Origin of the sequence: Achromobacter insuavis (assembly GCF_902859645.1) — a bacterium.
Taxonomy (GTDB): domain Bacteria; phylum Pseudomonadota; class Gammaproteobacteria; order Burkholderiales; family Burkholderiaceae_B; genus Achromobacter; species Achromobacter insuavis.
Genome location: NZ_CADIJR010000004.1, coordinates 128,252 through 142,748, shown reverse-complemented (window position 1 = coordinate 142,748; position 14,497 = coordinate 128,252). Strand labels below are relative to the sequence as shown.

10 protein-coding genes are annotated in these 14,497 nt (G+C 67.9%); 5 read left to right on the top strand and 5 right to left on the bottom strand.

All coding sequences use genetic code 11. The features are described from left to right. Nucleotides 1–77: 77 nt before the first annotated feature. Nucleotides 78–1,586 (bottom strand): threonine ammonia-lyase, biosynthetic, encoded by a 1,509-nt coding sequence (gene ilvA, locus H0523_RS04515; RefSeq protein WP_054429300.1) that lies wholly within the window; start codon nt 1,584–1,586, stop codon nt 78–80. A 175-nt stretch (nt 1,587–1,761) separates the two neighbouring features. On the opposite strand from ilvA, the gene H0523_RS04510 reads away from it, so the two are divergent. The 3 genes from H0523_RS04510 (at nt 1,762) to H0523_RS04500 (ending at nt 8,427) form a co-directional block, all read left to right on the top strand. After that, entirely contained in the window at nt 1,762–2,286 is a 525-nt protein-coding gene (locus H0523_RS04510) for a YqaA family protein (RefSeq protein ID WP_054429301.1), read from the top strand. A 132-nt stretch (nt 2,287–2,418) separates the two neighbouring features. Continuing rightward, entirely contained in the window at nt 2,419–6,381 is a 3,963-nt protein-coding gene (locus tag H0523_RS04505; RefSeq protein WP_054429302.1) for a DUF3683 domain-containing protein, read from the top strand. A 174-nt stretch (nt 6,382–6,555) separates the two neighbouring features. Beyond that, a complete protein-coding gene (locus tag H0523_RS04500) occupies nt 6,556–8,427 on the top strand; it encodes a DUF3857 domain-containing transglutaminase family protein (RefSeq protein WP_054429303.1) in 1,872 nt (623 codons plus the stop codon). 74 nt (nt 8,428–8,501) lie between these two features. Here H0523_RS04500 and H0523_RS04495 read toward each other — a convergent pair whose 3' ends face one another. Beyond that, a complete protein-coding gene (locus H0523_RS04495; RefSeq protein WP_054429304.1) occupies nt 8,502–9,470 on the bottom strand; it encodes a Bug family tripartite tricarboxylate transporter substrate binding protein in 969 nt (322 codons plus the stop codon). A gap of 85 nt (nt 9,471–9,555) precedes the next feature. Beyond that, nucleotides 9,556–10,275, bottom strand: coding sequence for a YggS family pyridoxal phosphate-dependent enzyme (locus tag H0523_RS04490; RefSeq protein WP_054429305.1), 720 nt, complete (start codon nt 10,273–10,275; stop codon nt 9,556–9,558). Between the two features lie 213 nt (nt 10,276–10,488). Between H0523_RS04490 and H0523_RS04485 the strand changes: the two genes are divergently transcribed. Together H0523_RS04485 and H0523_RS04480 are read left to right on the top strand one after the other, a co-directional pair. Then, nucleotides 10,489–11,730: an aminotransferase-like domain-containing protein gene (locus tag H0523_RS04485; protein ID WP_054429306.1), complete on the top strand. Its 1,242-nt coding sequence runs from the start codon at nt 10,489–10,491 to the stop codon at nt 11,728–11,730. Between the two features lie 127 nt (nt 11,731–11,857). Beyond that, nucleotides 11,858–12,874: an amino acid ABC transporter substrate-binding protein gene (locus H0523_RS04480; RefSeq protein WP_006391783.1), complete on the top strand. Its 1,017-nt coding sequence runs from the start codon at nt 11,858–11,860 to the stop codon at nt 12,872–12,874. Nucleotides 12,875–12,969: 95 nt separating this feature from the next. On the opposite strand, the gene H0523_RS04475 is transcribed toward H0523_RS04480, so the two are convergent. Together H0523_RS04475 and H0523_RS04470 are read right to left on the bottom strand one after the other, a co-directional pair. Then, on the bottom strand, nt 12,970–13,443 hold the full coding sequence (locus H0523_RS04475; protein ID WP_054429307.1) for a hypothetical protein: 474 nt from the start codon (nt 13,441–13,443) through the stop codon (nt 12,970–12,972). Nucleotides 13,444–13,539: 96 nt separating this feature from the next. Then, complete coding sequence (locus H0523_RS04470) at nt 13,540–14,448, bottom strand: hydroxymethylglutaryl-CoA lyase (RefSeq protein WP_006389909.1); 909 nt, start codon at nt 14,446–14,448, stop codon at nt 13,540–13,542. Between the last annotated feature and the right edge of the window lie 49 nt (nt 14,449–14,497).

The following is a 14,497-nucleotide window of genomic DNA, read 5'->3' as shown; positions in this document are numbered from 1 at the left end:
GGGCGAGTCCTGAGCAGAGAAGGGAAGGGCCTCCATGTGGAGGCCCTCTCGTTTTTGGGCGCCTGCTTTTTCGAGGCTTACAGGAACAGCTTGTAGGCCGGGTTGTCGGTCTCGTTCCAGTGGGGGTAGCCGAGCTCCGCCACGAAGCCGCGGAATTGCTTCTTGTCCGCCGCCGGCACCTGGATGCCGATCAGGATGCGGCCGTAGTCGGCGCCCTGGTTGCGGTAATGGAACAGGCTGATGTTCCAGTCGGGGTTCATGGCGTTCAGGAAACGCATCAGCGCGCCCGGGCGTTCCGGGAATTCGAAGCGATAGAGCAGTTCGTCGCGCGCCTGCGCGGACCGGCCGCCGACCATGTGGCGCAAGTGGGTCTTGGCCATTTCGTCGTGCGTCAGGTCGAGCGTATCGAAGCCATGGCGGCGGAAGTGGCTGGCGATCTTGTCGGGTTCGGCCGGCGACGAGACCTGCAGGCCGACGAACACGTGGGCGCGGTCGGAATCGGAAATGCGGTAGTTGAACTCGGTGACGCTGCGTTCGCCGACCAGTTCGCAGAAGCGGCGGAAGCTGCCGCGCTGTTCCGGCATGGTGACGGCGAAGACGGCCTCGCGCATTTCGCCGACCTCGGCGCGTTCGGCCACGAAGCGCAGGCGGTCGAAGTTCATGTTGGCGCCGCAGGCGATGGCGACCAGCGTCTTGCCCTTCAGGTTGTGCTCGGCGGCGTACTGCTTGGCGCCGGCCACGGCCATGGCGCCGGCCGGTTCCAGCACGCTGCGCGTGTCCTGGAACACGTCCTTGATGGCGGCGCAGATCGAGTCGGTGTCCACCACCACGAAATCATCGACGTACTTGCGCGTCAGCTTGAAGGTCTCGGCGCCCACCAGCTTGACGGCGGTGCCGTCCGAGAACAGCCCGACATCGTTCAATTGCACCCGGCGGCCGGCGCGCACGCTGCGCAGCATGGCGTCGGAGTCTTCGGTCTGCACGCCGATGATCTTGATCTCGGGGCGCAACTGCTTGATGTAGGCGGCCACGCCGGCGATCAGGCCGCCGCCGCCGATGGCCACGAAGATGGCGTCGATCGGGCCGGGGTGCTGGCGCAGGATCTCCATGCCCACCGTGCCCTGGCCGGCGATCACGTCGGGATCGTCGAACGGATGCACGAAGGTCAGTTTCTCTTTCTTTTCCAGCGTCTGCGCGTGGGCGTAGGCGTCGGAGAAGCTCTCGCCGGCCAGCACCACTTCGCCGCCCAGCCGGCGCACCGCGTCGATCTTGACCTGGGGGCTGGTGGTGGGCATGACGATGACCGCGCGGCAGCCGAGCCGCGACGCGGCCAGCGCCACGCCCTGGGCGTGGTTGCCGGCCGAGGCCGCGATCACGCCGCGGTTGCGCGCCGCCGGCGCGAGGTTGGCCATCTTGTTGTACGCCCCGCGCAGCTTGAAGCTGAATACCGCCTGGGTGTCCTCGCGCTTGAGCAGGATCGTATTCGCCATGCGCTGCGACAGCAGGGGCGCGGCTTCGAGCGGCGATTCGACCGCGACGTCGTAGACCTTGGAGGTCAGGATGCGTTTCAGATAATCGGTGGACATGGACTGCGCTTGGGGTAGGGGCGGAAAAATGGAGCGCCAGGCTCGCGGGCCCGATGGCGTGAGCGGGATTATTGCAGGGAAAGCCGGGTCGCCCGACGGTTTTCCGCCAGTTTCATCATGGATCGGACGGGCCCGGCCGGCCGCCGGCCCGCGCGCGGCTACACTCGCTGGCATCATGGAAGAAAGCCTGCTATCGGCCATTCATTGGCTACTGAACCTGTTGGCCCTGCCCTCGGTAGGCCTGCCCGCCATCTTCATCGTTTCGCTGATCTCGGCGACGTTGCTGCCGCTCGGCTCGGAGCCGGCGGTGTTCGGCTACATCAAGCTGTCGCCCGACATGTTCTGGCCCGCCATCCTGGTGGCGACCGCCGGCAACACCATCGGCGGCGCCATCAGCTACGCCATGGGCCTGGGCGCGGAAAAGGCCTTCCAGCGCTGGAAGGAACGCCATCCCCATGCGGCGGACGAACATCGCATGCGGGGCCGCTGGAACGAACGGGCGCATGCCTGGATCCATCGCCTGGGGCCGCCGGCCCTGCTGCTGTCCTGGCTGCCGGGGGTGGGCGATCCGCTGTGCGCCGTGGCCGGCTGGCTGCGGCTGCCGTTCTGGCCCTGCGTGGCCTATATGGCCATCGGCAAGTTCCTGCGCTACCTGGCGATGACGGCCAGTCTGCTGTGGCTGTTCCCGGGTCAGGTATAGCGCTGACGTCGCGCTTAATAAGGGACATATTGCGGCGATATTTTGCGGGTTTTGAGCATTTCCCTGGGGGTATTCGGGGGCAGTTCCGGCCAATGGCATAAAATAATTTTTTAAGGGCCCCCTCTTGCCGCCATGAACGCCCCACTCGCCAGCCACATCTTGAACGGGGCGACGCCGCCCGCAGCACCCGCGCGACTGCGCGAAATCCCCTACAACTACACGTCGTTCTCCGATCGCGAGATCGTCGGCCGGCTGCTGGGCGATGACGCCTGGAGCCTGTTGACCGATCTGCGCGGCGAGCGCCGCACCGGGCGGTCCGCCCGCATGCTGTACGAGGTGCTCGGCGACATCTGGGTGGTGCGCCGCAATCCCTACCTGCAGGACGACCTGCTGGACAACCCCAAGCGCCGCAAGCAGCTGATCGATGCGCTGCACCATCGGCTGGGCGAGATCGACCGCCGCCGCGAACCCGGCGCGCCGGCCGAGGTCGGCCACGATCCGCACCGCGACGAGAAAGTGCTGGGCCTGCTGGGCCGGGCGCGTTCGGCCATCGCCGCCTTCGAGGGCGAGTTCGACCAGACCGCCATGCTGCGCAAGCAGGCGCAGAAGGTGCTGGGCCGCATCACCGCGCGCGACAACATCAAGTTCGACGGCCTGTCGCGCGTCTCGCACGTGACCGACGCCACCGACTGGCGCGTGGAGTACCCGTTCGTGGTGCTGACGCCGGATACGGAAGACGAGATCGCCGCGCTGGTCACCGCCTGTATCGAGCTGGGCCTGACCATCGTGCCGCGCGGCGGCGGCACCGGCTACACCGGCGGCGCGATTCCGCTGACCTGGAAGTCGGCCGTCATCAACACCGAGAAATTCGACAAGCTGGGCAAGGTCGAGTCCTGTATCCTGCCCGGGCTCACCGAGCCCGTGGCCGTCATCCATGCCGGCGCCGGCGTGGTGACCAAGCGGGTGTCGGAAGCGGCCGAGGCGGCCGGTTTCGTCTTCGCCGTGGACCCGACCTCGGCCGAGGCCTCGTGCGTGGGCGGCAACATCGCCATGAACGCCGGCGGCAAGAAAGCCGTGCTGTGGGGCACCGCGCTCGACAACCTGGCCTGGTGGCGCATGGTCGATCCGGACGGCAACTGGCTCGAAGTGACGCGCCTGGCGCACAACATGGGCAAGATCCATGACGTGGACGTGGCCCGCTTCGAACTCAAGTGGTTCGATGGCCGCGGCAAGCCGGGCGAGCGCCTGCTCAAGACCGAGACCCTGGAGATCGCGGGCCGCGTGTTCCGCAAGGAAGGCCTGGGCAAGGACGTCACCGACAAGTTCCTGGCCGGCCTGCCGGGCATCCAGAAGGAAGGCTGCGACGGCCTGATCACGTCGGCGCGCTGGGTGCTGCACCGCATGCCCAAGCACACCCGCACGGTCTGCATGGAATTCTTCGGCCAGGCGCGCGACGCGATTCCGTCGATCGTCGAGGTCAAGGGCTACCTGGACGGCGAGGGCCGCGCCCGCGGCGCCATCCTGGCCGGCCTGGAGCATCTGGACGAGCGCTATCTGCGCGCGGTCGGCTACGCCACCAAGAGCAAGCGCGGTTCGCTGCCCAAGATGGTGCTGATCGGCGACATCGTCGGCGACGACGAAGATGCCGTGGCCGCGGCCGCCAGCGAAGTGGTGCGCCTGGCCAACACGCGCCACGGCGAAGGCTTCGTGGCGGTGAGCGCCGAGGCCCGCAAGAAGTTCTGGCTCGACCGCTCGCGCACCGCCGCGATCGCGCGCCACACCAACGCCTTCAAGATCAACGAAGACGTGGTGATCCCGCTGCCGCGCATGGGCGAGTACACCGACCATATCGAGCGCATCAACATCGAGCTGTCGACCCGTAACAAGCTGCGCCTGCTGGGCGCGCTGGACGACTACCTCTGTACGCCCTTGCCGGTCGGCAAGGCCGAAGACGCCGCCGACGACGATGAAACCCGCGCCGAGGTGCTGGCCGAGCGCACGCGCCAGGCCATCGAGCTGCTGGCCGCGGCGCGCCAGCGCTGGCAGTGGCTGCTGGACAACCTGGACCTGCCGCTGGCCGAGGCCATGCCGCAGCTGGACGGCCTGGGCATGTCGCACCTGAGCGCCGCGCTGGCCGAGCGCCTGGCGGCGCAGCCGCAGGCGCGCGTGTTCGACGTGGTGCAGGACCGCACCATCCGCGTGTCGTGGAAGACCGAAGTGCTGGCCGGCCTGCAGGCCGCATTCTCGGGCGCGGCGCGCAAGCCCATCCTGGACGAGCTGGTGGCGATCCACGGCCGCGTGCTCAAGAGCCGCGTGTTCGTGGCGCTGCACATGCACGCGGGCGACGGCAACGTGCACACCAACATCCCGGTCAACTCGGACGACTACGGCATGCTGCAGGAGGCCCACCAGGCCGTGGAGCGCATCATGCAGATCGCGCGCGACCTGGACGGCGTGATCTCGGGCGAGCACGGCATCGGCCTGACCAAGTACGAGTTCCTGACGGAAGCCGAGCTGGCGCCGTTCCAGGATTACAAGCGCCGCGTCGATCCCAATGGCCACTTCAACGCCGGCAAGCTGATGCCCGGCGCCGACCTGCGCCACGCCTGGACGCCCAGCTTCAACCTGATGGGCCACGAGTCGCTCATCATGCAGCAGAGCGACATCGGCGCCATCTCGGATTCGATCAAGGACTGCCTGCGCTGCGGCAAGTGCAAGCCGGTGTGCGCCACCCACGTGCCGCGCGCCAACCTGCTGTATTCGCCGCGCAACAAGATCCTGGCGACCTCGCTGCTGGTCGAGGCCTTCCTGTACGAAGAGCAGACCCGCCGCGGCGTCAGCCTGAAGCACTGGGAAGAATTCGAGGACGTGGCCGACCACTGCACCGTCTGCCACAAGTGCTACAACCCCTGTCCGGTCGACATCGACTTCGGCGACGTGTCGATGAACATGCGCGCCGTGCTGCGGCGCATGGGCCGCAAGTCGTTCAATCCGGGCACGGCCAGCGCCATGTTCTTCCTGAACGCCAAGGATCCGGCCACCATCAACGCCACGCGCAAGGCGATGGTGGGCGTGGGCTACAAGGTTCAGCGCGCCGCGCACGACCTGCTGTCGGGCCTGGTGAAGAAGCAGACCTCGGCGCCGCCGGCGACCGTCGGCAAGCCGCCGCTGCGCGAGCAGGTGGTGCACTTCGTCAACAAGAAGATGCCGGGCGGGCTGCCCAAGCAGGCCGCGCGCAAGCTGCTGGACATCGAGGACGCGAACTACGTGCCGATCATCCGCGATCCGAAGGCCACCACGGCCGACACGGAAGCGGTGTTCTACTTCCCGGGCTGCGGTTCGGAACGCCTGTTCTCGCAGGTCGGCCTGGCCACGCAGGCGATGCTGTGGCATGCCGGCGTGCAGACCGTGCTGCCGCCGGGCTACCTGTGCTGCGGCTATCCGCAGCGCGGCAACGGCATGACCGACAAGGCCGAGCAGATCATCACCGACAACCGGGTGCTGTTCCACCGCGTCGCCAACACGCTCAACTACCTGGACATCAAGACCGTGGTGGTCAGCTGCGGCACTTGCTACGACCAGCTGGCCGGCTACGAGTTCGAGAAGATCTTCCCGGGCTGCCGCCTGATCGACATCCACGAATACCTGCTGGAAAAGGGCATCAAGCTGGAAGGCGCCAAGGGCGTGCGCTACATGTACCACGACCCCTGCCACACGCCGATGAAGCTGCAGGATCCGATGAAGACCGTGCGTTCGCTGGTGGGCGACGGCGCCGTCAAGAGCGACCGCTGCTGCGGCGAGTCGGGCACGCTGGCGGTCAGCCGGCCGGACATCTCGACCCAGGTGCGCTTCCGCAAGCAGGAAGAGCTGCTCAAGGGCGACGCCGCGCTGCGCACCGACGGCTTCACGGGCGACGTCAAGGTGCTGACCTCGTGCCCGTCGTGCCTGCAGGGCCTGTCGCGCTACCAGGGCGACACCGGCATGGACGCCGACTACATCGTGGTCGAGATGGCGCGCCACATCCTCGGCGAAGGCTGGATGGAAGAGTACGTGCGCCGCGCCAACGCGGGCGGCATCGAGCGCGTGCTGGTGTAGCGCGTCGCCGGCCAGTGGCCGGCGCGCCGCGTCTCGCAACGCCCGGCGGATTCGCCGGGCGTTTTGTTTTTCGCGCGGGGAACGAGGCGCATCGTGGCCGCCCGTGACTTGTGCTGCTATTTCATTGCAAATAACATTGCGTCTCAATTGTAATGTGAGGTGTCAGCAGTTTCCATGCCCGTTTTCCCCCGAACCCCGCTCCTCGCCGCCGTCCTCGCGACCATGGCCAGCCTGCCCGCCCAGGGCGCCCTGCAACCCGTCGCCGAAGCGCCGCTGTCCGGCGACACCGAATTCCACTGCCGCTTCGGCCAGGACAACAGCACCGAGTGCGTGAGCACCTACCGCTACACCATCCTGACGCTGGCCGGGCGCGAGCTGGTCTCGCGCATCGACCGCAGTTATGCCGAGAACGACAGCGTCGAGGTCGAGCGCGCCGAGCTGATCCAGCCCGGCGAAAAGCCCGTGCCCCTGACGGCCGACCAGATCGATACCCGCATGGCGCCGAATCCGGACCAGGGTTTCCTGCGCAACAAGCAGACCTCGCTGGCCTTTCCCAACCTGCGGGTGGGCAGCACCATCGTCTACACGCTGCGCGAGCGTTACGCCGGCATCCCGTCGGCCACGCAATTCCACTACGTGCTGGGCTTGCAGCCGCGGGCGGTGCGCCAGGAGCGCTTTCGCGCCGAGTTCAGCGCCGAGCGCCCGATGGTCTGGCGGACCGAGGCGATGGACGCCTATCGCATCGAGGCCTCGCCCGATGCGCGCCGCATCACGGTGGAGCTGAAGGCCACGCCGTACTACTACGCCTACGTCAACGAGTCGGACAAGGGCTATCTGCGCCAGTCGCCGCGCCTGGAGATCGGCAGTTCGGCCGCCTTGCAGGACCATTTCGGCCCATTCGCGGCGCGCTACAACGCCATCCTGGCGGCGGCCTTGCCCGAAGGCGCGGCCGCGGCCGTCGCGGCCCAGCGGGGCAAGGCCCCGGCGCAGATCGTGGCCGCGCTGATGCGCCACATCCATGAGCGCTATCGCTACCTGGGCGACTGGCGCAACAGCGAACGCGGCCAGATTCCCTTCGCGCTCGATGAGATCGAGCGGCGCGGCTATGGCGACTGCAAGGACCTGTCGGTGCTGCTGACGGCCATGCTGCGCGCGGCCGGCATCGCCGCCGAACCCGCGCTGGTGACGCGCGGCACGGTGGCGCCGGCGGTGCTGCTGCCAGGGCTGTCGGCGCCCAACCACGCCATCGTGCGCGCCCAGGTGCAGGGCCAGACCTGGTGGCTGGACCCCACCAATCCGGTGTTCGTGCCGGGCTTCACCATGCCCGACATCCAGCAGCGCTGGGCCTTCGTCATGGACGATCAGGGCAATGTGCGGCGCGAGGACATTCCGCTCGAACGCCCCGCGCCCAGCGTCGTGGTGACGCGCCATGAACAGTTCGACAAGGACGGGCAGGCCAGCGTGCGCGCCTCTGTCGAGGTCAGCCGCATGGTGGCGGCGGAAGTCAGCGTGGGCGATCAGCAGAACGGCGCGACGGCCATGGACCAGGCGCTGTGCCGCAGCTTCGCCGCAGAGAACCGCGACTGCCGGCTGCGGCGCGCCGCCAGCGATTTCGTGGTGCCGGCGGCCTACCGCATCGACGCCACGCTGGTGGACCTGCGGGCGCTGGAACGGGTCGGCCGCCAGCAGGTCTACACGCACACCGAATTGAGCGATGACTGGGAGTTCTTCGCGCGCTACCGCCAGGCGGGCCAGCTGGCCGACATCTACCTCGGCACGCCGGAAACCACCTCCTATGACGTGACGCTGGCCGGCGGCAAGGTCGACGCGCCGCCGCTGCATTGCCAGGTCCGGTCGCCGTGGATCGACGTGGACCTGGACGGCAAGGCGGCCAAGGCGGGCTACCAGTACCGCTACCGCAGCGCCAGGAAGGTCAGCTGGTTCAGCCATGACGAGATCGGCTCGGAGGCGTTCGGGCAGGCGATCGAGCAGGGCCGGCAATGCGTCGAGGCATTGCGCATGGTGGTGACGCTGCCGCGCAAGTGAGCGCTGGACGCGGCAGCGCCACCCAGGAAAAACGCGGCCGGAGGGCCGCGTTTTTCATATCAGGCAGGTCGCGCTCATTCGAGCTTGATGTTGGCCTTCTTGATCACTTCCGCCCAGGCGGTGCGTTCCTGGTCGGCATAGGCCTTGAATTCCTGCGCCGACAGCGGCATCGGGATGACGCCCATGTCCAGCATCTTCTGCGACACGGCGGGCGACTTCAGCGCGGCGTCGAGTTCGGCGGACAGCTTCTTGACCACGGGCTCGGGCAGGCCGCCGGGCGCGACCAGGCCTTGCCAGGCGTAGGCGGTGAAGTCCGACACGCCTTGCTCGGCCATGGTGGGCGTGTCCGGCAGCACGGCGACGCGCTCGGGCGTGGCCGCGGCCAGCACGCGCAGCTTGCCGGCCTTGACGTTGGGCAGGCCCGCGGCCAGGTCGATGAACATCACATCCACCTGTCCGCCCAGCAGATCCTGGATGGCGGGCGCCGCGCCCTTGTAGGGCACGTGCAGCAGGTTGGCGCCGGTGCGCTGCTTGAACAGTTCCAGCGCCAGGTGGTGCGGCGAGCCGGCGCCGGCCGAGGCGGCGGTCAGTTTGCCGGGTTCTTTCTTGGCGGCCTGGATCACGTCGTCGACCGTCTTGTAGGGCGAGTTGACGTTCACCGCCAGCAGCAGCGGGAACTTGGCGATGCCGCCGATGTAGGTGAACTTGGACGGGTCGTAGGCCAGCTTGGCGTACAGCGTGGGGTTGTACGCCAGCGTGCCGGAATCGGCGGTGCCGATGACGTAGCCGCTGGGTTCGGCCTGCGAGATCGCGGTGGCGCCGATGATGGTGGCGGCGCCGGGGCGGTTCTCGACCACGATGGTCTGGCCGAGCGGCTTCTCGATGCCGCTGGCGACGGTGCGCGCGACCACGTCGGCGCCGCCGCCGGCCGGGTAGGGCACGATCCAGCGGACGGGTTGGGCGGGCCAGGATTGGGCCGAGGCCGCGGTGGCGGCCAGCGACAGGGCGGCAAGCGCCAACAGGCGCCGGGCGTGTTTGTGCATGGGGTGTCTCCTCGTTTTTTTGCGAGGGTATTATGCCCCGGCCGCCCGGCAATATGCGCTCGTTTGCGGCCCCGGAATCAGCGGCTTATTGCGGATCGGGGTAGCTGCGGGCGCCGAAGATGGCGGTGCCGATGCGCACTTCGGTCGAGCCTTCCTCGATCGCCAGCTCGAAATCGCCGCTCATGCCCATGGACAGGCGCTCCAGCGACACCCCGGCGATGCTTTCCTGGCGCAACTGGTCGCGCAGCTCGCGCAGGGCGCGGAAGCAGGCGCGCACTTCCAGCGGGTCGGGCGAATTGGCCGCCATGGTCATCAGGCCCTGCACCCGCAGGGTGGGGAAGTCCGCCGTGATGCGGCGCAGGAACGCCGCCACGTCGGCGGGGGCCATGCCGTACTTGCTGGGTTCGCTGGAGGTTTTGACCTGCACCAGCACGTCCAGGGTCCGGCCCTCATTGACCAGGCGGCGGTGCAGGGCCTCGGCCAGATCGAGCCGGTCGAGCGACTGCAGCTCGGTGGCGTCGCGCGCCGCGTCCTTGGCCTTGTTGGTCTGCAAGTGACCGATCAGGACCCATTGCAGGCCCTGGCCGGCCAGCGCGGCCGCCTTCTGGCGCAGTTCCTGGGTTTTGTTTTCGCCGAAACGGGTCAGGCCCAGGGCCATGGCCTCGCGCACGGCATCCACCTCGAACGTCTTGCTGACGGGCAGCAGCGTCACGCTGTCCGGCGCCCGGCCGGCGCGTTCGCAGGCCTGGGCGATGCGTTGCCGGATCCGGGCCAGGCGGGTGGCCATGGTGTCTACATCGGTCATGCGGGGTCTCTTGGGAACGGAATGTCCCATAGTGTAGGACGCGCGTGCACCGTTTCGCCACACCGCGCCGCGCAGGGGCGCGTGTTCGTTGACCCTGTCTGAGCGGCAGGCTTAGAATTTGTCGATATTTGTTTAGATTTCAATGTTCTAAACCCGCCAGCGCCGTCGTTGAACGGCGCGGGTCCTTCCTTTCTCCTCGTCGTCCCTTCCGCCATGTCCAGCGCCGCGCCCGAGTACGCTTTTGCCACGCCTTTCCTGAATCCCCCCGCTTCCCCGATCCGTTCGCTCATGCCTTACGCGATGCGCCCCGGCACCATTTCGCTGGCGGGCGGCTATCCCGCGCAGGAACTGTTCGACGTGGATGGCCTGACGATCGCGTCGACCCAGGTGCTGGCGCGCCTGGGCGCCTGCCTGCAGTACTCCAACATCGATGGCCAGGCCAGCCTGCGCAACGAACTGGCGCGCCTGTCGGCGGCGCGCGGCCTGCACTGCAATCCGGACACCGAACTGGCCGTCACCGGCGGTTCGCAGCAGGCCATGGCCTTGCTGTCGCGCGTGATGCTGCAGCCGGGCGACCACGCCATCATCGAATCGCCCGCGTTCCCCAATTCCGTGCAGGCGCTGCGCTACACCGGCGCCACCGTGCACACCGTGCCGTCCGGCCCGGATGGCGTCGACATCGATGCGCTCGATGAACTGGCCGCGCGTATCAAGCCCAAGATCGTCTGCGTGGTGGCCTCGTTCTCCAATCCCTGTGGCGCCACCATCTCGCGCCAGCGCCGCCTGCGGCTGCTGGAGCTGGCGGTCAAGCACCGCTTCCTGATCGTCGAGGACGATCCCTATAGCGAACTGCGCTTTGCCGGCGAAGCCGTGCCGCCCATCATGGCGCTGGCCGAGGGCGAAGCCCGCAACTGGGCCGTGTACCTGGCCAGCATGTCCAAGACCATGGCGCCCGCGCTGCGCATCGGCTGGCTGGTGGCCCCGCCCGAGATCCGCCGCCGCTGCGTCGGCGCCAAGGCCGCCGACGACATGGCCTCGTCCGCGTGGATCCAGGAAGTGGTGGCGCAGTACCTGGCCAACGGCCGCTATGAAGAACACGTGCCGCGCATCCGCGCCGCCTACGGCCTGCGTTGCGACGCCATGGCCGCCGGCCTGGAGCGCGAACTGGCCGGCCGCATCACCTTCAGCAAGCCCGAAGGCGGCATGTTCTTCTGGGCGCGCCTGAACGGCGAGGTCGACGCGACCCGCCTGCTGCCCTATGCCATCGAGCACGAAGTGGTCTACGTGCCGGGCAAGGCGTTTTACGCCGACGCGGCCCAGGCCGACCTGCACGCCATGCGCATGTCGTTCGCCACCATGAACGAAAGCCAGATCGCGCAGGGCATGCAGCGGCTCAGCCGCGCGCTGGACGCCTGCGAGGCCAACCAGCCGGTGTCGATTTCGCTGGCGGCGTGATATACCCAAATAAGCGCTTGTTATTTGGCGCGGGCGCTTCATGTCGATAAGCTTCTCGCCTCGGCGCGCTTGCGCGCCCTGCTACAACAGGGCGCTTGCGCGTCCCGGTACAACAGGAAAACAAGTCATGAACATTGCAAAAGGGTTGGCGGGCGCGGCGTTGTTGTTTGCCGCGGCACAAGGGGCACAAGCGGCGACGCTGGACGTCGTGCGCCAGCGCGGGGCGGTCACCTGCGGCACCACCACGGGCTTCGCGGGCTTCTCCGCCCCTGACGCGCAGGGCAAGTGGCAGGGCCTGGACGTGGACCTGTGCCGCGCCATCGCCGCGGCGGTGTTCGGCGACGCCGACAAGATCAAGGTCGTGCCGCTCAACTCGCAGCAGCGCTTCACCGCGCTGCAGTCGGGCGAAGTCGACGTGCTGACCCGCAACACCACCGTGACGCAGCAGCGCGACACCGCGCTGGGCATCATCCACGCCGGCATCAACTTCTACGACGGCCAGGGCTTCCTGGTGCCCAAGTCGCTGGGCGTCAAGAGCGCCAAGGAAATCAACGGCGCGACCATCTGCCTGCAGACCGGCACCTCGAACGAGAACACGCTGGCCGACTGGGCGCGCGCCAACAAGGTCACTTACAAGCCGGTGGTGATCGAGACCTTCAACGAAGTGGTCAACGCCTTTGCCGCGGGCCGTTGCGACGTGTTCTCGACCGACGCCTCGGGCCTGGCCTCGATCCGCATCTCCAAGCTGCAGAAGCCCGACGACTACGTGGTGCTGCCCGAGATCATCTCGAAGGAACCGCTGGGTCCGTTCGTGCGCCAGGGCGACGACGCGTGGCTGAACATCGTGCGCTGGTCGCTCTCGGCCATGATCGAGGCCGAGGAATACGGCGTGACCTCCAAGAACGTCGACGAGCAGGCCAAGAGCGACAACCCCAACATCAAGCGCATCCTGGGCGTGACGCCCGGCGGCGGCGCCAATCTGGGGCTGGACGAGAAGTGGGCCTACAACATCGTCAAGCAGGTCGGCAACTACGGCGAGAGCTTCGAGCGCAACGTCGGCGAGGGCAGCCCGCTGAAGATCAAGCGCGGCCTGAATGCGCAGTGGACGCAAGGCGGCCTGATGTACGCGCTGCCGATCCGCTGAGCGCGGCGTGATCCGGCGCGCCGGCCGGATCCGCCAATAAAAAACCGATGCCGCGGCATCGGTTTTTTATTGGGCGCGTATTGCGTCGCGGGCCGTCAGCCGCGCCGGTAGACCTGCGCGATCCGGGTGAAGGCGTTGCGCAGTTCGCGCGTGCCGCCCTGGAAGATCACGGGCCGGCCGCGGTGCGTGAACACCACCAGCCGCTTGGAGAAGATCATCGGCACGAAGCGCGCTTCGCGCACGTCTTCCCAGGCCACCTCGCGGCGCGAGAACCAGGTCTGGCGCAAGCCGCGCTCGTCGATGGTGGTGATGGACGTCTGCATGTGCCAGGACACGAACAGCAGGCCGATGAAGCACAGCCCCACCACCAGCGCCATCGAGCTTTCGAGCGGCTGGCCCGGCGCGCGGATGGCGGTGGTGACCACCTGCACGCCCAGCACCGCCAGGATCACCCAGGTCAGGATGCGCACCCAATCGGGCCACGCCTGTCCCGACAGGGGCAGCGGGCCGAGGGCGCGAAGCAGGGCGGCGTGTTCCTCGGGCGAGGGGGACGGGACGGGGGACGTCATGCGGCTGCGGAGTTCCGGTAGCGTTGCGGAAAGACTTGCGCCGGTCGACCCGGGCGCTCACGCGAAACGCGCGCAGCCATTCTACGGCGTTTCGCGTCAGGCGGCCCGCTTGGCGGCAATGGCGTTGCCGGCCCGGCTGGAGCCCTTGCGATTGAGGTTGGCCGACATCCATTGGCCGATATCCACCACCGCGTCGAAGTCGACGCCGGTGTCGATGTCCAGGCCGCGCAGCATGTACAGCACGTCTTCGGTGGCGACGTTGCCGGTCGCGCCCTTGGCGTAGGGGCAGCCGCCCAGGCCGGCCACCGAGGCGTGGAAGATCGAGATGCCGGTCTCCAGCGACGCCAGGATGTTGGCCAGCGCCTGGCCGTAGGTGTCGTGGAAGTGGCCGGAGACGCGCGCCGGGTCCACCACGCGGGTGACCGCGGCCATCACGTCGCGCACGCGCTGCGGCGTGCCCACGCCGATGGTGTCGGCCACGTCGATCTCGTCGACCTGCATGGCCAGGTAGCGCTGGGCCACGTCGACCACGGATTCGATCGGCACTTCGCCCTGGTAGGGACAGCCCAGCGCGCAGCTGATGCTGCCGCGCACGCGGATGCCGGCTTCACGGGCGGCCTGCACCACGGGTTCGAAGCGCGCGATGGATTCGGCGATCGAGCAGTTGATGTTCTTTTGCGAGAAGGCCTCGCTGGCCGCGCCGAAGATGACGATCTCGTCCGCGCCGGCCGCCAGCGCGCCCTCGAAGCCCTTCATGTTGGGCGTGAGCACCGAATAGATCGTGCCCGGGCGGCGCTGGATGCGCGCCATGACGTCGGCGCCGTCGGCCATCTGCGGCACCCACTTGGGCGACACGAACGAGGCCGCCTCGACGTTGGGAAAACCGGCGGCCGCGAGGCGGTCGATCAGTTCCACCTTGATGTCGGTGGGGACGAATTCCTTTTCATTCTGCAGACCGTCGCGGGGCGAAACCTCGACGATCTTGACGCGTGTGGGCAATGCCATGTCTCTTCCTGTATCGGTATCGGGGGCGGCCGCGGCGGCGGCTCGGCGC